We start from the raw sequence: 25,101 nt of genomic DNA, 5'->3' as shown, positions 1-25,101 counted from the left end.
AGGGCGAGCAGGGAAGGTCGCCCGCCCGGATTCACGGCAGATCGCGCCGTCCCCGTTGCAACAATCCCCTGACCCATATGGTGAGGGGATTGTTTTTTATGGAAAAATCGGCCCACAATATCAGTGATTTGCCACCAGGAATGCCGTCGGGGTTCGCTGGCGATGGCAGCCAACGGCTGCCATTCGGGATAGAAGACATGCGCGCTTGGAGCCCAAAACATGATGAAGACTCCCCTCAGGTTATCCGTTCACCCCGCCCGGTTCTTCTCGCTTCCTCCCTGCCGTCGTCTCGCGCTGGTGAGCCTGCCCTGTCTGCTGCTGCTGACGGGGATCCTGGCCGGGGTCAGCTTTGATCCCCTGGCAGAGCACAACCTCTATACCGTCGGGGCTCTGGCCGAAGCGCTCAACGTGCTGACCCTGCTGTTCATGTTCTGGGTGGTGCAGTGTGCCCAGATCACCTTGAGAACCTATCTCTCCCTTACCGGCGGGCTGACCCTCTGGCTCGTTTCCGGCGTCATCGATCTGATGGATGAGGTCTATTTCCAGCCCTGGTGGCTCTCCACGGTGGAAGACAGCCTGCGCACGATCGGCATGCTGGCCTCGGCCTGGGGTGTGCTGCTGATGGTGCAGCAGATGTATGGCACTCAGATGCGGCTCTCCTCCCTCGCCATGTCAGACGAGCTGACCGGGCTCTCCAATCGCCGGGCGTTTCGCGCCGTGTTGGAGGCGCACGGAGAGGAGGGGACGCCGCTCCTGCTGCTGGATCTCGATCACTTCAAGCTGATCAACGATCGCTATGGCCACGCCATCGGCGACAATGTACTTCGTGAATTCAGCACCCTGCTGCGCCAGCTCTGCCCATTGGATGGGGTGGTGGCACGCCTTGGGGGAGAGGAGTTTGCCATCTGGCTGCCCGGCATGACGGGCGACAAAGCCCGTGCGCTGGCGGAGCAGATAAGGTGCGCGACCGAAGAGCTGGTCTCAGGTGACGGGGTAAGATTCACCGTGAGCCTTGCCCTGGGCATCAGCCAGAGCGGGGAGGGAGTGGATGCCCTGCTCCAGCGCACTGATCTCGCCCTCTATCAGGCCAAGCACCTGGGACGCAACCGGGTGGAGCTGGCGTGATGGCGCCAGGGGATGCCGCAGCCAGCGGGCCAGCAGGTTCATCCGCCTTCATCTTGTCAGACTTGTTCCCTACAATGTCCGCCTCCATGCATTCGAGCCCTCTCATTCACGATGAGGGGCAGGTCCCGCTCTTCAGGAAGCCTTCATGATCCCCTCTCACTCTTTGTTTCATGCCCATTGGCGCTGGTTGTCACTGCTTACCCTTGCCCTGCTGTCGGGTTGTGCCAGCGAGCCTCCCTCCCCGACCAGCCCGGCGACGCCGGCGGGGCGCCCCATTCCCAAGGCGATGCAGCCGCAAAAACCGGCCGACATGAAGAGCCGTATCGTGCGCTTCCTGCCGCGCAACGTGGTGGACAAGCCGGGCTGGGCCAATGACGTGGTGACGGCGCTCACCACCCAGGGGCTGACGGTGAGCGATCACAACGTCTGCAGCGTGCTGGCGGTGGCGGAGCAGGAGGCGACCTATCAGGCGGACCCCGTGGTGCCCAACCTCAACAAGATTGCCTGGAAGGAGATCAATGCCCGGGCCGGCAAGCTGCTCATCCCCGAGTTCATGGTGCGCACGGCCCTCTCCATCCAATCCCCCACCGGCAAGAGCTATGCCGAGCGCATCGACAAACTTCGCACCGAGCGGGAGATGAGCGAGATCTTCGAAGACATGATAGGCAGCGTCCCCATGGGCAAGCAGCTCTTTGGCAACCTCAACCCGGTGCGCACCGGCGGCCCCATGCAGGTGAGCGTCGCCTTTGCCGAAGCCAACGCCCGTGGCTACCCCTATCCCGTGAAGGAGTCCATTCGCCACGAGGTGTTCACTCGTCGCGGCGGCATCTGGTTTGGCACCAAACACATCTTCGGCTATCCCGCCGACTACCCGGATACCCTCTATCGCTTCGCCGACTTCAATGCGGGCTGGTACGCGAGCCGCAATGCGGCCTTCCAGGCGGCGGTAAGCCGGGTGAGTGGCAAGCCCCTGGCCCTGGACGGGGATCTCATCCGCTACGACTCGGATTTGCCCGGCAAGACCGAACTCGCGGTCCACAGCATCGCCAGCCGCGTCAACATGAGCAAGCAGGCCATTCACCAGAGCCTCAAGCTCGGGGACAGCAGCGACTTTGCCAAAAGCGATCTCTACCACAGGGTCTTCGCCCTGGCCGACAAACAGGCCGGGACACGGCAACCCCGCGCCATCCTGCCCGGCATCCAGCTAAAGAGCCCCAAGATCACCCGCAACCTCACCACCGCCTGGTTCGCCAAGCGGGTGGATGACAGGGAGCAGGCCTGCGTCAGGAAGATGGCGAGCATTCGCTGACAGCCAGAGACAACCAGGGCGGCCAATGGGCCGCCATATATTTCATCATTTATCTAAGGAAGGTGCGAACAAGTCCCTGATATGAGATCATGTTTGTCATCTGGAGCCATGGAACAGGGTTCATCATGAGTCATCAACTTACCTTCGCCGACAGTGAATTCAGCAGTAAGCGCCGTCAGACCAGAAAAGAGATTTTCTTGTCCCGCATGGAGCAGATTCTGCCATGGCAAAACATGGTGGAAGTCATCGAGCCGTTTTACCCCAAGGCTGGTAATGGCCGGCGACCTTATCCGCTGGAAACCATGCTACGCATTCACTGCATGCAGCATTGGTACAACCTGAGCGATGGCGCGATGGAAGATGCTCTGTACGAAATCGCCTCCATGCGTCTGTTTGCCCGGTTATCCCTGGATAGCGCCTTGCCGGACCGCACCACCATCATGAATTTCCGCCACCTGCTGGAGCAGCATCAACTGGCCCGCCAATTGTTCAAGACCATCAATCGCTGGCTGGCCGAAGCAGGCGTCATGATGACTCAAGGCACCTTGGTCGATGCCACCATCATTGAGGCTCCCAGCTCGACCAAGAACAAAGAGCAGCAACGCGATCCGCAGATGCATCATACCAAGAAAGGCAATCAGTGGCACTTTGGCATGAAGGCCCACATTGGTGTCGATGCCAAGAGTGGCCTGACCCACAGCCTAGTCACCACCGCGGCCAACGAGCATGACCTCAATCAGCTGGGTAATCTGCTGCATGGAGAGGAGCAATTTGTCTCAGCCGATGCCGGCTACCAAGGGGCGCCACAGCGCGAGGAGCTGGCCGAGGTGGATGTGGACTGGCTGATCGCCGAGCGCCCCGGCAAGGTAAGAACCTTGAAACAGCATCCACGCAAGAACAAAACGGCCATCAACATCGAATACATGAAAGCCAGCATCCGGGCCAAGGTGGAGCACCCATTTCGCATCATCAAGCGACAGTTCGGCTTCGTGAAAGCCAGATACAAGGGGTTGCTGAAAAACGATAACCAACTGGCGATGTTATTCACGCTGGCCAACCTGTTTCGGGCGGACCAAATGATACGTCAGTGGGAGAGATCTCACTAAAAACTGGGAATAACGCCTTAAATGGCGAAGAAACGGTCTAAATAGGCTGATTCAAGGCATTTACGGGAGAAAAAATCGGCTCAAACATGAAGAAATGAAATGACTGAGTCAGCCGAGAAGAATTTCCCCGCTTATTCGCACCTTCCCTAGCAGCGGGTCGATAAGCATAGTGATATGCCTTTACAGACCCTGGTCAGGGATGCGTCTCGATGGGAATGATGCTGCGACACTTGGGATAGCTTGTGCACCCCCAGAAGCTATTGCCCTTGGTGTCCCCCCGCTTGCTGATACGCAATACCATGGTGGTACCGCATTTGGGGCAAGCTGGGGCTGGCCCAGCATTTACCACCGCAGCTTCGCTCTCGTCACTGCTGCTGGCGACCCTTTCCAGCGTGATGCGTACCTCTTCACTGACTCTGATGATCCGCTGCGCTTCGGCATAGGCATCGCGGTAGAGCTCTCCGTCGTCCGAGCGCAGAATCAAGACGCCCATCTCGTTGTTATTTACCTGGCTGAATTCGTAGAGGTTCAGGCTGGTGACGATGCACATCTCCTCATTGAGGTAGCACTTGGCATGGAGGTTCTTGCAAAAGCTGGTGCGGATATAGGTGAGCTCCTTGAGCCAGCTGATCTCTTCCGGTTGCAGCTCGCTTTTGCCGTAGACGATCCGCACATCGATCTTGAGCCTGTTCTTGTCGGTCAGCAGCTCCTTGATCCTGTCATTGAGCTTGAGAAAGGGGCTGATCAGGATTAACCGCTCCTTGGCATCCTTTATCAGCTCTTCGAGAAAATAGTTGGTTGCGCTGGTATTCAGAAATTTGGCCATAACAAGCTCCCTATCCTTGGAAATGTCATGTGTTCTCTGGTCACAGTAGGCAGTCAGCCTGACCGCAATCCTCGGCGTGGTTTTGCTTCACGTCTTCATCACCGTCCCGTATCCCCATGCTAGGAGATACAGGTGGGACCTCATAGCGGCAATGGAGTCAAATGTGCATTCAGTCAGAGATTTGGTGATGGGGACGGGTCATGTCGCCATGCCGCGCTAGAAACTCATCGCCAGTCCGATGGAGTAGCCGCTGGTACTGTTGCTGAACATATAGCGGGCCACCAGCCGGGTGCGGGTGATGAAGATGTCGTACTTACTGCTGTCGAGTTCGAGGCCAAGTCCCAGGGAGTTGAGGCTGTTGAAACCGAGCTGCCCCCGTTGCTGCCCCAGGTATTCGGTTCTGGCCCCTTCCAGCACGTAGCGAAGGGGCCTGTCCAGCAGGGTCCAGTCCCAGAGGGGGGCGCGGCGGCGCAGGTAAAGCCCGAGGTTTTCCGCATCGGCCTGACCGCTGACGCTCTCGGCGGTGCCGGTGAAGCTTTGCAGATGCTGGTAGGAGTAGCGCAGCTCGGCATTGATGTCCTGGGCGGCGGAGAAGAGCTCATAGTCCAGCATCAATGAGCCGCCGAGGCCGTAGACATTGAGGGTGCCGCCGTCGAGGAAGTCCAGATTCTGGCCGCTCCTGTGCTCGAGCAGGGCGGCCCCGATGCGAAGGTCGCTGGCCACCGTGCCCAGGGTGACATTGGCGATGGGCCGCAGCACCAGATTGCCACCAAAGCGATCCCGGTGGACGCCGATATCCCAGCCGATGCCGCCGGTGGCGCTCAGGCTGTTCCATTTGGTGGGTATGGTGCGGGTCTCGTTGCCATCGGTGAACACAAACTGGGGATCGTAGCGGCTGTAACCCAGGGTGCCCTCCAGATAGAGGGGAACATCCTCGCTCAGGGTGGCGCCACCCCCGAGCTGGGTGATGGTGAGGGCGGAGGTGTCGTTGGTGCCGCTGCCGATATCCAGGTTGCTGGCGGTGATATCCGGCACCACGGCGTAGCTCATGAGGGAGACGACGGCGTTGGCGCGCTGTTGCACCAGGCTCTCGTCGCTGGCACGGGCCTTTGTCACAAGACCGGCAGAGACGCCGGCAAGCACCGCCAGCAAGGAAAGTGTGTGAGAAGAGAGCTGTCTTGCCATACCTGGCTCCATGAGTACCCCGTCCATTGGGGCATGTTCACACTGTAACGGGTTTCATCTGGCTTGGCAGCCTGGCAAGGGCCGACCCGTCCTGTTTTGGGGTGTGCGCATTGGCCTGATGGGCCAAGCTGCCCTCGCTTTGGCGGGGGCAGGGGGGGCGAGAAGGGTGAACCGCTGGGCAGAAATCACAGACATTAATTTATTGTTCAGTTCCCCGGGTGTATAAGAGGCCTCCCATACGAACATTGGGGGGGTAGCAGGGATGGATTACCAGACGGGGCCTTCGGGTCATCATGACGAATGCGCATTACGTTGATGGGAGTCACACCAGATGCAGGACATGCTGCTTGCCATATGGCATCAGGATTTTGATCAGCTTATACAAATGCAGGCAATCGGTCTGCTCGTCACCTGTCTGGTGGTGATCCTCTTCCTTGAATCGAGCTTCGTCTTTCTGCCCCTGCCCGGTGACAGCCTGGTGCTGCTGGCGGGCGGTCTGGTGGGCATGGGGGTGCTGGGGCCCGAGGTGACCTTGCTCTATCTGCCGCTCGCGGCCGGGATAGGGAGCGTGCTCGCCTACTGGCAGGGGCAGGCACTGCATGGCACCCGTTTCATGGGCCATGTGGAGCGAATGATCCCGGAAGGGAGCCTGCCCAGGGCCTCCCGACTGCTGGATCGTTACGGCTTCTGGGCCATGTTCGTGTCCCGTTTCATCCCCTTCGTGAGAGTGTTGACCCCCATGTTGATGGGAGTCTCCCGCCTGCACCTGCTGCGGGTGGCCGTGGCGAGTTTTGCCAGCGCCTTCCTCTGGTCCCTGGTATTGAGCATGGTGGGCAAGATGGTGATGGCGACCCCGGTCTTTGCTCATCATCAGGAGCTGCTGACCAAGTGCCTGCTCGTCACCTCTTTCGGGCTGTTCGTCATCGCGGTGGCGGCCATCGGCATGCGGCTGCTCAAGCGTCCGAGCAAGCGGGTGCGCTGATCTCACTGCCCGGGCTGCGCCTGCTGCCGCGTCTGGAGAGCGCAGCCGCCGGAAAAATACAGGCCATTTGAGGCGGCATTCCTGTCGCCTATCTGTTACACTTCGCGCCCGCCATTTTCCGGCTCATCTTCTGATCTGATGTCAGACCCAGCCGTCCTTGGCTTCACGCCTCGCCGATGCCAGGCCACACGCCGGCCCAGGCCACCCACGCCAACTACAGCTCCGCTGGAACACAGGAACCCAACATGAGATTTGAATCGTTCGATTTTGCCCCCGAGATTTTGCGCGCCATCTCAGATTGCGGTTATCAGGAGATGACCCCTGTGCAGAGCCAGGCCATCCCGGCCATTCGCCGTGGCCGCGATGTGCTGGCCAGTGCCCAGACCGGTACCGGCAAGACCGCCGCCTTTGCGTTGCCCATCCTGCAACGTCTGGTAGACAACCCGGCGCCGGTGCAACCTTCCAATGCCCGCGTGCTGATCCTGACCCCGACCCGCGAGCTGGCAGCCCAGGTGGCGAGCAATATCAACGATTTTGCCAAGTATCTTGATATCACTACCCTCACCATCGTGGGTGGCGGCAAACAGGATGTGCAGGCCAAGAAGCTCAAAGCGGGCGCACACATCATAGTGGCCACCCCTGGCCGTCTGCTCGAGCACCTCACCGCCTGCAACCTGAGCCTCTCCGGGGTCGAGACCCTGGTGCTGGACGAGGCGGATCGCATCCTCGACATGGGCTTTAGCGCCGATGTGCAGCAGATCCTGCAGGCGGTCAACAAGACCCGCCAGAACCTGCTCTTCTCCGCCACCTTCTCCGAGGCGGTGAAAAAGCTGGCCAACCTCATGCTGGACAAACCCCAGGTGGTGGCCGTCGACAAGCAGAACTCCACTGCCGACACCGTGAGCCACACCGTTTATCCGGTGGAACAGAAGCGCAAGCGCGAGCTGCTCTCCGAGCTTATCGGCAAGCAGAACTGGCAGCAGGTGCTGGTGTTTGCCAGCACCCGCGAGAGCTGTGATGAACTGGTGGAGGAGCTCAACCTCGACGGCATCAAGTCTGCCGTGGTACACGGTGACAAGGCCCAGGGGAGCCGTCGCCGCGCCTTGCGTGAATTCACCGAAGGCAAGCTGCGGGTGCTGGTGGCCACCGAGGTGGCCGCCCGCGGCCTGGACATTCCAAGCCTGGAATACGTGGTCAACTATGATCTGCCGTTCCTCGCGGAAGATTACGTGCACCGTATCGGCCGAACCGGTCGCGCTGGCAAGAGCGGCATGGCCATCTCCTTCGTCAGTCGCGAGGAGGAGCGCACCCTGCTGGAGATCGAGGCCCTCATCGGCCAGAAGATCCGCCGCATCATGGTGCCGGGTTACGAGGTGAGCAGCCGTGACGACCTCATCAAGCAGTTGCAGGAGCGCCGCCGCTTCGGCAAGCGTCCGCAGCGTGAAGACAATGCCGCCGCCCAAGCCATGGCCGAGGCGAAACTGCAAGGTCAGCGCCTCAAGCGTCTGGCGGCGGCCAAGAAGCCCCGTCAGCCGAAATAAGGCAACGTCGCACCCTCCCGGTCGGGGAGGGGCGTTTACTCTCCAAAGGCGCCATTGGCGCCTTTGTGCTGTCGATGACGCGGCCCCTGGCCGCCCCGTTTCAGAGGATCCGAGATGACCCTTCCTGCTTACAATCAGGCCCTGCTCGAGATGGCCCGCCAGAGCCTGGCGGAGCTTGAGCGCACCGCTGCCCAGAAGACGGGCAAACGCACCCCCGCCCAGGAGAGCCACTTTCTCTGTACCTGGATGGCGGATTCTCTCAAGGAGAAACGCTTCTCCCGGCTGGTGATGGAGGATCTCAAGGCCTGGGTGCAACTGGGGCGGACGCTGGGGGCGGGGGCCGATCTCAAGGGGCTGCTTGAGCGGGTGCAGCGCCAGTATGAGCGTGCCATGCATGAGCCGGTACAGCTGGGGGCGCGCCTGGCCGATCTGCTTTTGGCGCTGGAGGGGGCGGGCTGGCTGGTGTTCACCGACAGCGAACTGAACACCCGGCAGCGGCTGCTGAGCCAGGGGCAATCCAGCCTGATCATCTCGGCCAGCGAGTATCAGGGTCATATCGAGGGGGGTGAGCTGGTCAAGCCCCTCACCCTCTATGTGCGCGGGGACGAGCAGGTACTGGCCGAGGCGGCATTTGCCCGGGGCCTGCTGCTGAGCCAGGGCAACAAGAAAACCACCTTGGTCAAGCACCACAAGGCCTATCGGCTGATGCCGGGCAACGCGCAGCCGGCCCTGGCGCTGCTGGCCTCCTGATCCCGCCTTCTCATCCCGTCACCCGGCCCTGCGCCGGGTTTTTTTATGGCAAATGCCCCCCACGGGGTTGCCTGCACGCTCGGGCCGGGCGGGCAATCTTTGTCGCAGCCAAGGGGCTCCCCCTCTGATGGGGGGCGTCCCCCATATGGAGGGATGGTGGGGTGGTGCTTCTGCTCTAGGGTGGATGGGCCCCAAAGAGGGCCTTAAAGGAAGCAGACCGCCTGACAAGGCGACACTCAATGAATGAGGAAACATGATGAAAGCGACTCCAATTGCCCTGTTGCTGGCCGGCGTGCTGGCGTCCCCGCTCTGCGCCGCCGGACTCGATGCCCGGCTCACCCTGGTGGAGGGCAGCACAGACGATGTGCGCGTCAACCTGACCCTGACCAACACCGGGGAGAAGCCGGTTCGTCTGCTCAAATGGCAACTGCCGGGCAGCGAGGATGCTCCCCTGTTCCAGGTGGAGCGTGACGGCCAGCCGGTGGATTACGAAGGGGCCCTGATCAAGCGGGCCGCACCGAGTGACAAGGACTACCAACTGCTCAAGGCGGGCCAGAGCCTGACAGTGCAGGCGGAGGTCTCCGGTCTCTACGACATGAGCGCCCAGGGCCAGTACAGCATCCGTTACCTGCTGCCGACCGTGGCGCAGGAGGGGAAAACGGCCAAAGCCAAACAGGCCCAGGCGAGCGAGTCCAATGCCGTGACCCTCTGGGTGGACGGGGTGAGCGACGATCGGGTGCTGGCCAAGGCGGCGGTGGCCGAGCCCCAGGCGGTGAGCGCCTCGGTCAGCTTCAGCGGCCGTTGCACCAACACCCAGAAGAGCGACATCCTGGCGGCGCTCGATGCCGCGAGTGGCATCGCCAACAACTCCAGCAGCTACCTCGCGGTGGACAAGCCGAATGGGCAGCGCTACCGGAGCTGGTTTGGCGCCTATGACGCCACCCGCTGGAACCAGGCCGAGACCAACTTCAGCAAGATCAAGGATACCATCGACAACAAGCCGCTCACCTTCGACTGCGGTTGCAAGCAGAGCTACTTTGCCTATGTCTATCCGGACCAGCCCTACAAGGTCTATCTGTGCAAGAGCTTCTGGACTGCGCCGGTCACCGGGACCGATTCTCGCGCCGGCACCATTGTCCACGAGCTGAGCCACTTCAACGTGGTGGCGGGCACCGACGATCTGGGATACGGTCAGGCCAATGCGCGCAATCTGGCGAGCACGGATCCCCAGAAGGCCCTGAACAATGCCGACAACCACGAATATTTCGCCGAGAATACCCCGAGCGAAAATTGAGTTGCAAACAGGGGCCGGATGGCCCCTTTTTTGACGGAGGCACCATGATGACACTCTTGCTCACCACCCTGGCACTGGCGCCCTTGCAGTGCGAGCTGTCGGTCAGCGCAGAGAGCGGGGTGAACGAACCCCTGCCCCTGGTGATGACCCTGACCAACCGGGGGGAGACGCCCCTCGAGGTTCTGACCTGGTTCACCCCCTTCGAGGGGTGGTTTGCCGATGCCATCGACCTGACCCGCGATGGGGAGCCGCTGGACTATCGAGGGCCGCTTGCCAAGCGAGGTACCCCCGGGGACGGCGACTTCCTGCACCTGGGGGCGGGGGAGCAGAGCCAGGCCGATGCGGATCTGGCGCAGGCCTACGATCTGTCTCAACCGGGCCGCTACCGGCTCAGCTATCGTGCCCAGCCCTTGACGCTGACCAAGGGCGTGGCGCCCAGCTGCCCCGCCGTCGACTTTACCCGGGTGGCCCCCTAGGCGATCTGCGGCTTGCCCTTGGTATCCAGCAGCCCGACGGCGCGGGGGGCCACCGCCAGACCGCGTGAAGATTGGCTTTCCCGCCAGCAGCAGTGCACCAGCGTGATCACATAGTGAGCCAGGGTGTTGTCTTTATCCGGATGACGCAGGGGATGGGCCACCGAGTGGGTCGATAGCAAAATGATGAACATGAGGGGCGGTCCAGCCATGCCATGCACCGGGCCGACTCGTTTACACAGTCAAGGAGGAGACATGGCACTGGAACAACTGAAACGGGAGCTGGAGCGCTTTGGCGAGCAGAATGACGGCGCGCAACACTCCCGTGGCAGCAAGATGCTCAACATTACCCGCGACACCGGCGAACTGCTGGCGGTGCTGGTGCAGACGAGGGGGGCGCAGGCTGTGCTGGAGATCGGCACCTCCAACGGTTACTCCACCCTCTGGCTGGCCGAGGCAGTGAAACGGCTGGGGGGCCGGGTCACCACCATCGAGCTGGACGAGGGCAAACGGACCATGGCGGCGACCAACTTTGAGCGGGCCGGGCTCACTCCCTGGATTGAGCAGTTGGCGGGGGAGGCCGGCAGCCTGTTGCCCTGCCTGCCGACGGCGGGCTATCAGCTCATTTTTCTGGACTCCGATCGCCGCCATTACCAGGCCTGGTGGCCAGAGATCCAGCGCCTGCTTGCCCCTCGTGGCCTGCTGGTGGTGGACAATGCCATCTCCCATGAGGACGAGATGAGGGAGTGGATGGCACAGGTGCGGCGTGACCCCGATTTCCTGACTTCCCTGGTGCCGGTGGGCAAGGGGGAGTGGCTGGTGGTGCGGTGCTAGAGCGCAGCACCAAAGCCAGGCATAAAAAAACAGCCCCGCACGAGCGGGGCTGTTTGCATGACAGCGTGTTTGCGACGGCAGATCACACGGCCAGGTAGTCCATGATCCCTTCGGCCGCCTTGCGACCCTCGTAAATGGCGGTCACCACCAGATCCGAGCCGCGCACCGCGTCACCACCGGCGAACACCTTGGGGTTGCTGGTCTGGAAGGCGTACTCGGCCTTCTCGGGCGCCTTGATGCGATCCCGGCCGTCGAGCTCGACGCCGTGCTCTGCCATCCAGGGCTGGGGGTTGGGCTGGAAGCCGAACGCCATCACCACCGCATCGGCGGGCAGCACCTGCTCGGAGCCTTCAATGACCACAGGATTTCGGCGGCCATTGGCATCGGGGGCGCCGAGCTCGGTGCTCACCACCTTGATGCCGCAGGTGCGGCCGTGGGCGTCCAGCTCCACGCCGATGGGCTGGAGGTTGAACATGAATTCCACCCCTTCCTCCTGGGCGTTTTTCACCTCCCGCTTGGAGCCTGGCATGTTCTCGGCATCCCGGCGGTAGGCGCAGATCACCCGATCGGCCCCCTGGCGGATGGCGGTGCGCACGCAGTCCATGGCGGTATCGCCGCCCCCCAGCACCACTACCTGCTTGCCGGCGAAGTCGATGTAATCGGCTTGCGCCTTCTCAAAGCCCAGCAAGCGATTGGCGTTGGAGATGAGGTAGGGCAGGGCGTCGTAGACCCCCGGCGCCTCTTCGTTGGCAAAGCCGCCCTTCATGTACTTGTAGGTGCCGACCCCGAGGAAGACCGCATCGAACTCACCGAGCAGGTCGGCGAAGGTGACGTCACGGCCCACTTCGGTCTCGAGGCGAAACTCCACCCCCATCCCCTCGAAGATCTCGCGGCGGCGTTGCATCACCTCTTTCTCCAGCTTGAAGGAGGGGATACCGAAGGTGAGCAGGCCGCCGATCTCCGGGTACTTGTCGAACACCACAGGGGTGACGCCATTGCGTGCCAGCACGTCGGCACAGGCAAGGCCCGCGGGGCCCGCGCCAATGACGGCGACCCGCTTGCCGGTCTTGACCACCTTGGAGAGATCCGGGCGCCAGCCCATCTCGAACGCCTTGTCGGTGATGTATTTTTCGATGTTGCCGATGGTCACGGCGCCGAATCTGTCGTTGAGGGTGCAGGCACCCTCACACAGTCTGTCTTGTGGGCAAACGCGGCCACACACCTCCGGCAGGCTGTTGGTCTGGTGGGAGAGCTCCACCGCCTCCAGAATGCGTCCCTCGTTGGCCAGCTTCAGCCAGTTGGGGATGTAGTTGTGTACCGGGCACTTCCACTCGCAATAGGGGTTGCCGCAGTCGAGGCAGCGATCCGCCTGCATGCCGACCTGGGCCTGGTTGAAGGGCTCGTAGATCTCCACGAACTGGATCTTGCGGATCTTGAGCGGCTTCTTGGGCGGGTCGACCCGCTGGACATCGATAAACTGGAATACGTTCTGGCTCATAGGGTTCCCTCCTTATTGCGCCTGGATTCTGAGTTCTGCACTGGAACGGCTGGTGTGGCCAAGCAGCGATTTGACGTCGCTGGACTTGGGTTTGATCAGCCTGAACTTGGGCACATAGGAGTCGAAGTTGGCCAGGATCTCCTCGGCACGCGAGCTGCCTGTCTCGTTGAGGTGCGCCGTGATGATACCGCGCAGGTGCTCCTGGTGGATGGCCAGATCCGCCACCTCCAGCAGTTCGACCAGCTCGGGGTTGGTGCGCTTGGCAAAGTTGCCGCACTCGTCGAGCACGTAGGCGAAACCGCCTGTCATGCCCGCCGCGAAGTTGACACCGGTCTTGCCGAGCACGGTGACGATGCCGCCTGTCATGTATTCACAGCCGTTGTCGCCAATCCCCTCGACCACCGCCAAGGCCCCTGAGTTGCGCACCGCGAACCGCTCGCCTGCGGTCCCTGCGGCATAGAGCTTGCCGCCGGTGGCGCCATAGAGGCAGGTGTTGCCGATGATGGCCGCCTCGTGGGATTTGAACGCCACGCCGACGTGGGGTTTGATTACCAGCTTGCCGCCGGTCATCCCCTTGCCCACGTAGTCGTTGGCATCCCCGGTGAGGATCATCTCAAGGCCGCCGGCGTTCCAGACGCCGAAGCTCTGGCCGGCGGTGCCGTTGAAGTGCACCTTGACCGGATCGGCCGCCATGCCCTGGTTGCCGTGGCGCTTGACGATTTCGCCGGACAGACGCGCACCCACGGAGCGATCGGTGTTGCGGATGTCGTAGCGGAACTCGCCGCCACTCATGTTTTCCACCGCGTCCAGCAGGTCTTCCACCATCTTGAGGTTCAAGGGCCCCTTGTCGAAGGTGGGGTTGTGCTGCTGGCTGAACAGACTGGAGCCTGCCGGTGCAACCGGGGCCGCCAGGATGCCGGACAAGTCCAGCTTGGCCTGACGGGCGGTGAGGCCGGGCAGGGCTTCCAGCAGGTCGGTACGACCGATGAGGTCGGTGAGCTGGGTGACGCCCAGCTCGGCCATCAGCTCGCGCGTCTCCTCGGCGATGAACTTGAAGTAGTTCATCACCATTTCCGGCAGGCCGGTGAAGTGTTCGCGGCGCAGCTTCTCATCCTGGGTGGCGACGCCGGTGGCGCAGTTGTTCAGGTGGCAGATACGCAGGTATTTGCAACCGAGTGCCACCATGGGGCCGGTACCGAAGCCAAAGCTCTCGGCGCCGAGGATGGCCGCCTTGATGATGTCCAGACCGGTCTTGAGACCGCCATCCACCTGCAGGCGCACCTTGTGGCGCAGGCCGTTGGCCACCAGCGCCTGTTGGGTTTCGGCCAGGCCCAGCTCCCAGGGGGAGCCGGCGTATTTGACCGAGGTGAGCGGGCTGGCGCCAGTGCCGCCGTCGTAGCCGGAGACGGTAATGAAGTCCGCATAGGCCTTGGCCACGCCACAGGCGATGGTGCCGACGCCAGGTTCGGACACCAGTTTCACCGACACCAGGCAGTTCGGGTTGATCTGCTTGATGTCGAAGATGAGCTGGGCCAGATCCTCGATGGAGTAGATGTCGTGGTGGGGCGGCGGGGAGATCAGGGTCACGCCGGGCACGGAGTAGCGCAGCTGGGCGATTTGCGCGGTGACCTTGTCTCCGGGCAGCTGGCCACCTTCACCGGGCTTGGCACCCTGGGCGACTTTTATCTGCACCACGTCCGCGTTCATCAGGTAGTGCGGGGTGACGCCAAAGCGACCGGAAGCCACCTGCTTGATGCGAGAGTTCTTCTCGGTACCAAAACGCTTGGGATCCTCGCCGCCTTCGCCGGAGTTGCTCTGACCGCCGAGGCGGTTCATGGCGATGGCCAGGGCCTCGTGGGCCTCGGGGCCGAGGGCGCCGATGGACATGGCCGCGGAGTCGAAGCGGGGGAACAGCCTGGCGGCTGGCTCCACCTGATCCAGCGCAACCGGGGTGGTGCCCTGTTTGAGCGACAGCAGATCGCGCAGGGTGGCGACCGGGCGCTCGTTCACCAGACGGGCATACTCCTTGTAATCGGCGTAGTTGCCGGAGCGCACCGCCACTTGCAGGGTCTGCACCACGTCCGGGTTGTAGGTGTGGTACTCGCCACCGTGGACGAATTTCAAGAGGCCGCCCAGGGTCAGCGGCTTGCGGCCGAGCCAGGCCAGACGGGACAGATTGATCTGATCCTGCTGGATGTCGGCAAAGTCGGCACCCTGGATGCGGCTCGATACGCCGCGGAAGCAGAGTTCGACAACAGCCCTGGAGAGGCCCACCGCCTCAAACAGCTGGGAGCAGCGGTAGCTTGCCACCGTGCTGATGCCCATCTTGGACATCACCTTGTAGAGGCCCTTGTTGATGCCGTTGCGGTAGTTGAGCATGGCCTGGCGCAGGCTCATCTTGAGCACGCCTTCCTCTACCTGCTTGGCGAGGGTCTCGTAGGCGAGGTAGGGGTAGATGGCGGTGGCGCCAAAGCCCAGCAGCACGGCGAAGTGGTGCGGGTCGCGCACGCTCGCGGTCTCCACCAGGATATTGGCGTCGCAGCGCAGGTTGTTGTCCACCAGGGTACGCTGCACCGCACCCACCGCCATGGCGGCCGGGATGGGCAGGGTATCCGGGCTGATGTCCCGGTCTGACAGGACCAGCAGCACCGCGCCGCTGCGGGCCGCTTCAGCTGCCTCGTGGCAGAGGCGCTCGAGGGCAGCCTGCAGCCCCTCTTCGGGCTGGTAGTTGAGGCTCAGCACCGCATGGCGGTAGTGCTCACCTTCCAGGGCCAGCAACTGATGGAAGTCGGAGTAGAGCAGGATCGGCGACTGGAACAGCACCCGGTGGGCGTGACCGAAGGTCTCGTTGAACACGTTTTGCTCGCGGCCGATACAGGTGGCCAGGGACATGACGTGATTTTCCCGCAGGGGATCGATGGGCGGGTTGGTCACCTGGGCGAACATCTGGCGGAAGTAGTCGTACAGGGTACGCTGGCTGGAGGAGAGCACCGCCATCGGGGTGTCATCCCCCATGGAGCCCACTGCCTCCTGGCCATTCTCGCCGAGCACGCGGATCACCTGATCCAGCTCTTCAAAGGAGTAGCCGAACAGCTTCTGGTAAGTCTTGAGCCGGTCATCCGGGAATTCCCGCGACCCCGTGCTGGCATCGTCCATCTGCTCGAAGGGCACCAGGCGCTTGCAGTGCTTGTCCATCCACTGCTTGTAGGTGTGACGGCTCTTGAGATCGTCGTCAATTTCGAAGCTGGTCCAGATCTTGCCGTTGCTGGTATCGACCACGAACAGCTCCCCCGGGCCGACACGGCCCTTCTCCAGCACTTCGTCCGGGGTGTAGTCCCAGGTGCCCACTTCGGAGGCCAGCGTGATGAACTTGTCCTTGGTGATGACGTAACGTGCCGGACGCAGACCGTTTCTGTCGAGTGCGCAGGTGGCGTAACGACCGTCGGTCATGACGATGCCGGCCGGGCCGTCCCAGGGCTCCATGTGCATGGAGTTGAAGTCGTAGAAGGCGCGCAGGTCGTCATCCATGTTCGGGTGCTTCTGCCACGCAGGCGGGATCAGCAGGCGCATGGCGCGGAACAGGTCCATGCCGCCGGCCAGGAAGAGATCCAGCATGTTGTCGAGGCTGGAGGAATCCGACCCCGTGGTGTTGACGAAGGGGGCGGCCTCTTGCAGATCGGGGATCAGCGGGGTGGCGAACTTGTAGCTGCGCGCCTTGGCCCACTGGCGGTTGCCGGCAATGGTGTTGATCTCGCCGTTGTGGGCGAGGTAGCGGAACGGCTGCGCCAGCGGCCAGCGCGGGCTGGTGTTGGTGGAGAAACGCTGGTGGAACACGCAGATGGCGGCCTGCATGCGGATGTCGGCCAGATCCAGATAGAAGCGCGGCAAATCCACCGGCATGCACAGTCCCTTGTAGACGGTGACCAGGTTGGAAAGGCTGACCACATAGAAGTAGTCGTCGCTGATGCGCTTCTCGATGCGGCGGCGCACGATATAGAGGCGGCGCTCGAGATCCTTGTCGACCCAGCCCGGGGGCGCGTTGACAAAGACCTGTTCAATGCTGGGCAGGGACGCCTTGGCGATGGAACCGAGTACGTTGGTATCGATGGGCACCTTGCGCCAGCCGACCAGACTCAGGGTCTCTCTTTCCAGCTCCTCGTCGATGATGTCGCGAGTGGCCTGGGCCAGGATGGGATCGGGGTTGAGGAACAGCATGCCGACCGCGTAGTTGCGGCCCAGGTGCCATCCCTTCTCTTCGGCGACCGCTCTATAGAAGCTGTCGGGTTTTTGCAGCAACAGGCCGCAGCCGTCGCCGGTCTTGCCATCGGCGGAGATACCGCCGCGGTGCTGCATGCGAGCCAAGGCTGACATCGCGAGACGGACAAGCTTGTGGCTGGCTTCCCCTTCCATGTGGGCCAACAGGCCGAAGCCACAGTTATCCCTCTCCAGCTTTGGATCATATAGTGACATTGCATTTCTCCCTTGCTCGGCCTTCCATCGCACTGTCATCAACAGACTGCATAAATTGCGATTGGCTCTTGTGGTTCCGTCCGCCTGAGGTGGCGAATCTCCAAACTAATGGGATTTTCGGGCAAGGTCAATTGGACATCCCGCTTGTTTGCAATGTTACATCGCCATAACAAAATGTGGGTTTTTGAGACTCAATCAGCATTTTTGTGTATTTGTGACTGCTTTTTATTTATTTGTTGGCTTTATGTTCTGTTTATGGACGGTTTAGTGGTTGACTGCATGGTGGCGGAAAACTGTAGTAATTTTACAAAGTCATCTCTGGTGTGCTTGGCGGGGATCACATTTCAGGATCCTGCGTCTTGCATTTGTCCATAAGCAGACTAAACAGGATTTTTTCAGTAGTTACAGCCGGTTATGGGCGAGAGGTTATGACACTATTCTCCAGGTTGCAGGAGTGACAGGTTGTCAAAAGTGACCCTGAATGCCGACTGTTGGGTATTTATCGCATCTAACGTGAATATTTATATGATTTTTGGGTAGAGAGCGGGATTGATCCAGCGCAGCCTGCCCGCCGGGCTGCGTCGCTAGAATGACACCTCATTTCGGAGGTGTCATGCAGTTACACGAACTCATCAATACATTTGGCCAGGATCTCAAGCAGCGCCACGGCCAGAAGATCCACAAGCTCTCCATCCACGGGGCCTTTACCTGCCCCAACCGGGACGGCACCCTGGGCCGGGGTGGCTGCACTTTCTGCAATGTCTCCTCCTTTGCCGACGAGTCGGCCCAGCAACTCTCCGTGGTGCAGCAACTGCTGGCACGCCGGGACGAGGTGACCCGGGCCAGGCGCTATCTGGCCTACTTTCAGGCCTATACCAGCACCTATGCCGAAGTGGAGTACCTTCAGCGCATGTATGAAGAAGCCTTGTCGGTGAGCGACATGGTGGGGCTCTGCGTCGGAACTCGCCCTGATTGTGTACCCGATGCGGTGCTGGATCTGCTGGCAGGTTATCAGGCCCGCGGCTACGAGGTGTGGCTGGAGCTCGGGCTGCAAAGTGCCAACGACAAGACGTTGCAACGCATCAATCGGGGTCACGGCTATGCCGCTTATGCCGATGCCGTTGCCCGAGCCCATCTGCGAGGCATCAAGGTGTGTGCCCATCTCATCGTCGGCCTGCCCGGCGAGGTGCCGATGGACAGCCTGGAAACCCTCCACCGTGTCGTGGAGACCGGCGTCGAGGGGATCAAGCTTCACCCACTGCATGTGGTGGAGGGGAGCACACTTGGCAAGGCGTGGCAGGCGGGGCGGCTGGATGTGTTGACGATGGAGCAGTATGTGGCGGCGGCGGTCGCCATGATCCAGTACACGCCTCCCGAGGTGGTCTATCACAGGGTCTCGGCGTCGGCGCGCCGCCCGACCCTGCTGGCCCCCGCCTGGTGCGAGAATCGCTGGAGCGCCATGACCGCCATTGCCGCGGCGCTGGCACGCTCAGGCCCTCAGGGGCACTGCCTGGGACGCCCTTTTTCTCTCCCTTCCACGGGCGAGTGCCAACTCTAATTTCGTCAAAAAAACAGTGGGTTATTAGATGAAATTCAGTCTTTGGAGTATAGTTTCGTTCAAGTCACCTTGATAAGATGGTCGGCTTGAAAAAAGATATAGTTATCAATAACTCTTTGCAGTTTGTATACCGGGCGGTGTCTCTTCGAACCGGGTGGCATATTTCTTGGCAACATCAGTTGCCCGGCATGTCCCCTCCGTTTCCGGCATGAAAATCTGTGAGGGAGGCGAGACATGCAGTGTCCCGGCTCTGTGCGCTAATCGGGTTGTGGGTCTGGGTGGCGAGGTCTGTTCTGTTTTTCCGGATCGCCACCGGGCTTTGGATATTCGGCCCCGAGACAACCTTCTGAATCATGTTTGATGGGATGCTATGCAAGCAGAAACCAGCCATATAGATGAACTGTTGGAGTGCCTGGTCTTTTTGACCCGCTTTTACGGGGTGCCCAACAGTCAGGATGCTCTCACCACCGGCTTGCCACTGGTCTCCGGGCGTCTCAGCACGGCGCTCTTCAGTCGTGCCGCCGAGCGGGGCGGTCTCTCTGCCCGCGAAGTGATCCAGCCCCTTGAACAGATCTCCTCCCTGCTGCTGCCCTGCGTCTTGCAGACGCGCAATGGCGGCGCCTGCATCTTGCTTGAATGGAATGAAGAACGGACCCAGGCGAGGGTCATCTTTCCCCAGGCCGGAGACGCGGCCCAATGGGTCAGTCTTGCCCAGCTGGGTGACGAGTACAATGGTCGTCTGTTCTACGTCAAGCGGCAGTTCAAGTTTGATGAGCGCTCGCCCAAAGTGCTGGAGACCCGTGATGGTCACTGGTTCTGGAGCACCTTGTTCGAGTCCCGCGGTATCTATCGGGATGTGCTGGTGGCCTCGATCCTCATCAACCTGTTTGCCATCGCCAGCCCCCTGTTCACCATGAACGTCTATGACAAGATTGTGCCCAACCTGGCATTCGACTCCCTCTGGGTGCTGGCGGTTGGAGCCATGGTGGTGTTCACCTTCGACTTCGTGATGCGCCAGCTGCGCAGCTACTTCATCGATATTGCAGGCAAGAAATCCGACGTGCTGTTGTCGGCCAAAATCTTTGCCAAGGTGATGGGCATGAAAATGGAGTCCAGGCCTGCGTCGACCGGTGCCTTTGCCAAGCACTTGCAGGAGTTTGAATCGGTGCGCGAGTTTTTCACGTCGGCCACCGTCTCCACCCTGATCGATCTGCCGTTTGCCATCTTCTTCCTCTTCATCATCTGGATTTTCGCCGGTGTGATGGTGGTGGTGCCCATCATCGCCATCCTGATCCTGGTGGCCTACAGCTTCTACATTCAGGCACCGCTGAAGCAATCCATCGAGGAGGGCTCCCGACTCGCCTCCCAGAAGAACGCCAATCTGATCGAAAGCATCTCGGGCCTTGAGACCGTGAAGATTTTCGGGGCCGAGAGCATGTTCCAGCACCGCTGGGAGCAGGCGGTGTCCCACATCTCGACCTGGGGCGTGCAAACCCGGCGCATCACCAACTCCATGTCTTCTCTGGCGAGCTACATCCAGCAGGTGGTGACAGTGGGACTGGTGATCGTCGGTGTTTACCAGATCTCGGAAGGATTGGTGACCATGGGGGGCATGATAGCGGCCGTGATGCTGTCGAGCCGGGCCATCGCCCCCATGGTGCAGCTGTCGGTGCTCTCCACCCGCTACAATCAGGCCAAGTCGGCGCTCGAGATCCTGGAGAAGATCATGATGACGCCGGGTGAGCAGGAGGAGGGCAGGCAGTACATCCACCATCCGGTCATCCAGGGGCGCATCGAGTTTGAAAATGTCTCCTTCAAGTATCCGGGCATGGAGAGCAGTACCCTGCACAACATCAACCTGCGCATCGAACCGGGTGAGAAGGTGGCCATCATTGGACGCATCGGTGCGGGTAAAACCACGCTGGAGAAATTGTTGATGGGCCTCTATCGCCCGACTGATGGCCTAGTGCGTCTGGATGGCTTTGAGCTGGACCAACTGCCGCCGACCATCATTCGCCGCAACATCGGCTGCGTGCCGCAAGATGTGACCCTCTTCTTTGGTTCCGTGCGGGACAATATCATGCTGGGTAATCCCCTGGTGGATGATGCCCGTGTCTTGCGCGCCGCCAAGCGGGCCGGGGTCACCAACTTTACCAACCGGGATCCCAACGGTCTCGACAGACAGATAGGCGAAGGGGGACGTCAGCTCTCCGGTGGCCAGCGTCAGTCCATCCTGCTGGCTCGCGCCCTGCTCAACGATCCCCCCATTCTGGTGATGGACGAGCCGACCTCCAACATGGACAACCAGTCAGAGATGCACGTGAAGCAGGAGCTGGCGCGGCTCGGCCCCGAAACCACCCTTATCCTCATCACCCACAAGACCTCCATGCTGGATGTCGCTTCCCGGGTCATCGTCGTGGAGCAGGGGAAGATAGTGGCGGACGGTCCCAAAGAGGTGGTGTTGCAGCAATTGAAGGAAGGCAAGGTGCGGGTGCAGGAGACGGCGAATGGCTAACCACTGGTTCAAGAAAACGCCCTCAGATACGGTCTTGCCTGCACCCGAACATCTCGAGTACGTGGATGACGGCGCCGCCGCCGTGCTGCTGACGACACCCACCCGTGCCAGAGTCCTGCTGTGGGCCTGCTTCCTGTTTTTTGTCAGCGCCATCGTCTGGGCAGCCTGGGCAGAGCTGGATGAAGTGACAGTCGGCCAGGGCAAGGTGATACCGTCGCGCCAGTTGCAGGTGATCCAGAACCTGGAAGGGGGGATCGTCAAGGAGATCTTCGTCAAGGAGGGGGACATCGTCGAGAAGGGACAGCCACTGCTGCGCATCGACGATACCCGCTTCAAGTCGGATTTTCGCGAACGGGAGCAGGAGCTGGTCACCCTCAAGGGGGATATCGCCCGCCTGCGCGCCGAAATTCGCAGCGTGGTGGTCAAGAACGAGCCCAATCTGGGCTGGCGTGAACAGGTTGCCATCGACAAACAGGCCATCGAGTTCCCCGAAGGGTATGAGAATGTATTTGCCGAATATGCCGCCCGTGAAAGATCGGTGCAGGAGGCGCGGTTAAACAACCTCAAGAACCAGCTCTACATCCTGGGACAGCAGATCGAGCAGAAAGAGCAGGAGACCATAGAGCTCAATGCCAAGATCCGGACCGTGGGCCGCAGCGTTGATCTGGCTCGTCAGGAGCTGAACATCAGCCGTCCTCTCGCAAAAGAGGGTATAGTTCCTCAAGTGGAGCTAATTAAACTGGAGCGGCAGGTCAACGAAATGCAAGGGGAGCTGGAGGCGAACCGCCTGCTGGTGCCCAAGCTTAACTCGGTACTGCGGGAGACCATCTCGAAGCGAAATGATATCGCCCTGAAATTCCGGGCGGACTCCCAGACCGAGCTGAACGAACGTCAAGGCAAGTTGAGCCAGTTGTCGGAGGGTCAGGTCGGCCTCAGGGACAGAGTCGATCGTACCAGTGTGATCGCGCCTCTCAAGGGGACCATCAAAAAGCTCAAGATTAATACGCTGGGTGGGGTCGTTCAGCCGGGCATGGACCTGATGGAGATAGTGCCGCTGGAAGATACCCTGCTGGTTGAAGCCAAGGTGTCGCCCAAGGACATCGCGTTCCTCAGACCAGGACTGGAGGCCGTGGTCAAGATAACTGCCTATGATTTCACTATTTATGGAGGTTTACATGGCAAGGTTGAACAGATAAGTGCCGACTCAATCCAGGATGAGGAGGGCAATTCCTTCTATCTGGTGCGAGTACGAACCGAGAAGAGTTATCTGGGCGATGAGCTTAACGCACTTCCCATCATCCCCGGTATGTTAGCCAGTGCAGATATTATTACTGGTAAAAAAAGTGTCCTAGACTACTTGCTGAAACCCATCTTGAGGGCTAAGCAGTCGGCACTGAGAGAACGATAAGCCAACAATCTAAAAACAACATGACTGGAGATACTATGAAGAAGACGATTGTTGCCATGCTGGTTAGTGGCACCATACTGTTCCCGGGCCTGAGCCAGGCACAGACGCTGGAACAGTCAGTGGCGCAGTCACTGGCTACCCATCCGAAAATCAAGGAAGCTTTTGATCTCTATCAGGCACGACTGTATCAGCATGATGGAGCCAAGGGCGGCTATTACCCCACCATTGATCTGCGTGGTGGCGTCGGTTACGAGAAGACTGACAGTCCCTCGACCCGTGCCGCAGGTCCCAATTCACAGACGATCGATGACTCCATGACGCGCAAGGAGGCCGGGATCAGCCTTCGCCAGATGCTGTTTGACGGCTTTGATGTCAGCAGCAACGTGGCACGGACCGATGCCGCCGCCCAGGCCCAGCGCCTGGCGATGATCTCCGAGGCGGAGAACACGGCCCTGCGCGTGGCCGAGGTCTATCTCAACATGCTGCGTCAGCAGGAGATCCTGGAGCTGTCCAAGCAGAACCTTGAAACCCACGAGCAGATCCGCAGTGACATCCAGAAACGGACCGACTCCGGTCTTGGGTCGACCGCTGACCAGACCCAGATCGACGGTCGTGTGGCTCGGGCTTACTCCAATCAGGCGGCGGCGGAGAACAACTATCGGGATGCCGAGAGCGAGTTCATCCGTGTCGTCAATGAAGTGCCCAAGGATCTCGTTCAGCCAGTACCGAACACCCAACTCCTGCCCGCAACACTGGAAGATGCGCTGAAGACGGCAACAGAGGTTCACCCGACCCTGCTGTCATCTCTGCAGGACATCGAAGAGGCGAAGTACCAGCATGAAGGCTCCAAGTCCGGGTTCTACCCGAACGTGGCCTTTGAAGTGGATCAGAACTGGAACGAGGACATCGATGCGGTCAAAGGCCGTAACGACGATCTCACCGCCATGGTCCGGATGCGTTACAACCTGTTCCGCGGTGGGTCCGATCTGGCAGAAAGTAAGGCAACCTCAGCGCTCTATTCCCAGGCCAAAGACATTCACATGAATGCCTTCCGTCAGGTGGAAGAGGGGACCCGCCTCGCCTGGAACGCCAAAGAGTCGCTGGCCAAGCAAAAAGTCTTCCTCAAAGAGCACGTGGACGCCAGCTATGACACCGTACAGGCGTACAAGAAGCAATTCGGCCTGGGCCAACGGACCTTGCTGGACGTGCTGAACACGGAGAACGAACTGTTCGAGGCTCGCCGCAGCTACATCACTGCCGAGTACGACTCCCTGTTGGCGGATTATCGTATCCTCAATGCCACCGGTGGTCTGCTCAATGCCCTGAATGTGCAGCAACCGGCTGAATGGCAGGCCAACAACAACTGATGGCCCTGCCACTGATGTCATATCAGGCAAGGGGAATGGCTGCAGCGTGCTGCAGTCATTCTTTTATGCGTCCGGCGGTCAGGGGATGATGGCGGCGTCATGACACAGAAAGAAGTGGCATCGACAGGTTGGAGCCGACGTGATGGGTATCGAGCTGTCGCAGGTGCACGTGCGCCCTGGCGGGTTCGCCTGCTGTGGCTGGCCCTGCTGGCGATCCCCCTGCTGCTCAGCGCCAGCCAGCCTCTCTCACCGGAGGATATGAAACTGGTCAAGCGCGCGGAGGAGACCTATGGCCCCAGGGCCGGCAAACGGGTCACCAGCTGGCGCACTTTGGCAATGCAGAACAAGGCGGCGGGGCTGACGGATCGGCAGAAGCTGGAGAAGGTGAACCAGTTCTTCAACCAGATGCGTTTCATCGATGACATCAAGTTGTGGCACAAGAAGGATTATTGGGCGACACCGCTGGAATTTCTGGGCGCAGCGGGGGGAGATTGTGAAGACTTCAGCATTTCCAAGTATTTTACCTTGCTGGAACTTGGCATCCCTGATGAAAAAATGCGAATGGTATATGTCAAGGCATTGGATTATAACCAGTTTCATATGGTCGTTGCCTACTATGAGACGCCTGCGGCAGTACCCCTGATTCTGGACAATCTTGTCGGATCAATTCGCCCGGCGACCCAACGGGCGGATTTGTTGCCAATTTACAGTTTTAACGGTAGTCACTTGTGGCTGATGAAGGCGCGTGGTCAAGGGGAACTGGCCGGGCAATCATCCCGCTTGGGATTATGGACAGACTTACGCAATCGCATGACATCGGGGCGATTGGCTCGGCCTGCGGTCAATTTGGATGATTAACC

Annotated in this window: 19 protein-coding genes; 14 read left to right on the top strand and 5 right to left on the bottom strand. The window is 60.5% G+C overall.

What is annotated here, in order from left to right:
• The first annotated feature begins 219 nt into the window (after positions 1-219).
• The 3 genes from C3F36_RS01975 to C3F36_RS01965 all read left to right on the top strand — a co-directional run bounded on the left by C3F36_RS01975 (position 220) and on the right by C3F36_RS01965 (position 3,540).
• A complete protein-coding gene (locus C3F36_RS01975; protein ID WP_052130408.1) occupies positions 220-1,125 on the top strand; it encodes a GGDEF domain-containing protein in 906 nt (301 codons plus the stop codon).
• Between the two features lie 145 nt (positions 1,126-1,270).
• Complete coding sequence (locus C3F36_RS01970) at positions 1,271-2,434, top strand: DUF1615 domain-containing protein (RefSeq protein ID WP_199769648.1); 1,164 nt, start codon at positions 1,271-1,273, stop codon at positions 2,432-2,434.
• Positions 2,435-2,559: 125 nt separating this feature from the next.
• Complete coding sequence (locus C3F36_RS01965) at positions 2,560-3,540, top strand: IS5-like element IS5 family transposase (protein WP_233759695.1); 981 nt, start codon at positions 2,560-2,562, stop codon at positions 3,538-3,540.
• A 193-nt stretch (positions 3,541-3,733) separates the two neighbouring features.
• Here the strand turns inward: C3F36_RS01965 and C3F36_RS01960 are convergent, their stop codons facing one another.
• Positions 3,734-4,366, bottom strand: coding sequence for a topoisomerase DNA-binding C4 zinc finger domain-containing protein (locus C3F36_RS01960; RefSeq protein ID WP_104454352.1), 633 nt, complete (start codon positions 4,364-4,366; stop codon positions 3,734-3,736).
• 216 nt (positions 4,367-4,582) lie between these two features.
• Positions 4,583-5,551, bottom strand: coding sequence for an autotransporter domain-containing protein (locus C3F36_RS01955; protein WP_104454351.1), 969 nt, complete (start codon positions 5,549-5,551; stop codon positions 4,583-4,585).
• 331 nt (positions 5,552-5,882) lie between these two features.
• Between C3F36_RS01955 and C3F36_RS01950 the strand changes: the two genes are divergently transcribed.
• The 5 genes from C3F36_RS01950 to C3F36_RS01930 all read left to right on the top strand — a co-directional run bounded on the left by C3F36_RS01950 (position 5,883) and on the right by C3F36_RS01930 (position 10,594).
• On the top strand, positions 5,883-6,533 hold the full coding sequence (locus C3F36_RS01950) for a DedA family protein (RefSeq protein WP_010675180.1): 651 nt from the start codon (positions 5,883-5,885) through the stop codon (positions 6,531-6,533).
• A gap of 245 nt (positions 6,534-6,778) precedes the next feature.
• Entirely contained in the window at positions 6,779-8,074 is a 1,296-nt protein-coding gene (locus C3F36_RS01945; RefSeq protein ID WP_010675179.1) for a DEAD/DEAH box helicase, read from the top strand.
• A gap of 114 nt (positions 8,075-8,188) precedes the next feature.
• Positions 8,189-8,824, top strand: coding sequence for a DUF2913 family protein (locus C3F36_RS01940; RefSeq protein WP_042879439.1), 636 nt, complete (start codon positions 8,189-8,191; stop codon positions 8,822-8,824).
• A gap of 253 nt (positions 8,825-9,077) precedes the next feature.
• On the top strand, positions 9,078-10,118 hold the full coding sequence (locus tag C3F36_RS01935) for a M35 family metallo-endopeptidase (protein ID WP_199769647.1): 1,041 nt from the start codon (positions 9,078-9,080) through the stop codon (positions 10,116-10,118).
• A 44-nt stretch (positions 10,119-10,162) separates the two neighbouring features.
• Complete coding sequence (locus tag C3F36_RS01930) at positions 10,163-10,594, top strand: protease (protein WP_161957683.1); 432 nt, start codon at positions 10,163-10,165, stop codon at positions 10,592-10,594.
• Here the strand turns inward: C3F36_RS01930 and C3F36_RS01925 are convergent.
• Positions 10,591-10,785, bottom strand: coding sequence for a hypothetical protein (locus C3F36_RS01925; protein ID WP_104454350.1), 195 nt, complete (start codon positions 10,783-10,785; stop codon positions 10,591-10,593). The genes C3F36_RS01930 and C3F36_RS01925 overlap by 4 nt on opposite strands.
• Before the next feature lie 61 nt (positions 10,786-10,846).
• Between C3F36_RS01925 and C3F36_RS01920 the strand changes: the two genes are divergently transcribed.
• Positions 10,847-11,425 (top strand): O-methyltransferase, encoded by a 579-nt coding sequence (locus C3F36_RS01920; RefSeq protein WP_104454349.1) that lies wholly within the window; start codon positions 10,847-10,849, stop codon positions 11,423-11,425.
• Between the two features lie 82 nt (positions 11,426-11,507).
• Here the strand turns inward: C3F36_RS01920 and C3F36_RS01915 are convergent, their stop codons facing one another.
• Both C3F36_RS01915 and gltB read right to left on the bottom strand, forming a co-directional pair.
• Positions 11,508-12,923 carry an FAD-dependent oxidoreductase gene (locus tag C3F36_RS01915; RefSeq protein ID WP_042014661.1) on the bottom strand — a complete coding sequence of 472 codons (1,416 nt, stop codon included), beginning with the start codon at positions 12,921-12,923 and terminating at the stop codon, positions 11,508-11,510.
• 12 nt (positions 12,924-12,935) lie between these two features.
• The gene (gltB, locus tag C3F36_RS01910; protein WP_104454348.1) at positions 12,936-17,393 is read right to left on the bottom strand and encodes a glutamate synthase large subunit; all 4,458 of its coding nucleotides are present in this window, start codon (positions 17,391-17,393) and stop codon (positions 12,936-12,938) included.
• Positions 17,394-18,006: 613 nt separating this feature from the next.
• Between gltB and C3F36_RS01905 the strand changes: the two genes are divergently transcribed.
• The 5 genes from C3F36_RS01905 to C3F36_RS01885 all read left to right on the top strand — a co-directional run bounded on the left by C3F36_RS01905 (position 18,007) and on the right by C3F36_RS01885 (position 25,099).
• Positions 18,007-18,951 carry a TIGR01212 family radical SAM protein gene (locus C3F36_RS01905; protein WP_042864044.1) on the top strand — a complete coding sequence of 315 codons (945 nt, stop codon included), beginning with the start codon at positions 18,007-18,009 and terminating at the stop codon, positions 18,949-18,951.
• Positions 18,952-19,321: 370 nt separating this feature from the next.
• On the top strand, positions 19,322-21,466 hold the full coding sequence (locus C3F36_RS01900; protein ID WP_039040368.1) for a type I secretion system permease/ATPase: 2,145 nt from the start codon (positions 19,322-19,324) through the stop codon (positions 21,464-21,466).
• On the top strand, positions 21,459-22,874 hold the full coding sequence (locus tag C3F36_RS01895) for an HlyD family type I secretion periplasmic adaptor subunit (protein WP_010675165.1): 1,416 nt from the start codon (positions 21,459-21,461) through the stop codon (positions 22,872-22,874). The genes C3F36_RS01900 and C3F36_RS01895 overlap by 8 nt, the downstream gene beginning before the upstream one ends.
• 35 nt (positions 22,875-22,909) lie before the next feature.
• A complete protein-coding gene (locus C3F36_RS01890; RefSeq protein ID WP_010675164.1) occupies positions 22,910-24,241 on the top strand; it encodes a TolC family outer membrane protein in 1,332 nt (443 codons plus the stop codon).
• Positions 24,242-24,355: 114 nt separating this feature from the next.
• Positions 24,356-25,099, top strand: a complete 744-nt coding sequence (locus C3F36_RS01885; protein ID WP_372587717.1) for a transglutaminase-like cysteine peptidase — start codon at positions 24,356-24,358, stop codon at positions 25,097-25,099.
• Positions 25,100-25,101 lie beyond the last annotated feature (2 nt).

The sequence above is a fragment of the Aeromonas sp. ASNIH2 genome, assembly GCF_002934795.1.
GTDB classification, from domain to species: Bacteria; Pseudomonadota; Gammaproteobacteria; order Enterobacterales; family Aeromonadaceae; genus Aeromonas; species Aeromonas caviae.
The sequence above is the reverse complement of the archived record's forward strand: the minus strand, read 5'-3'. Positions and strand labels throughout refer to the sequence as shown.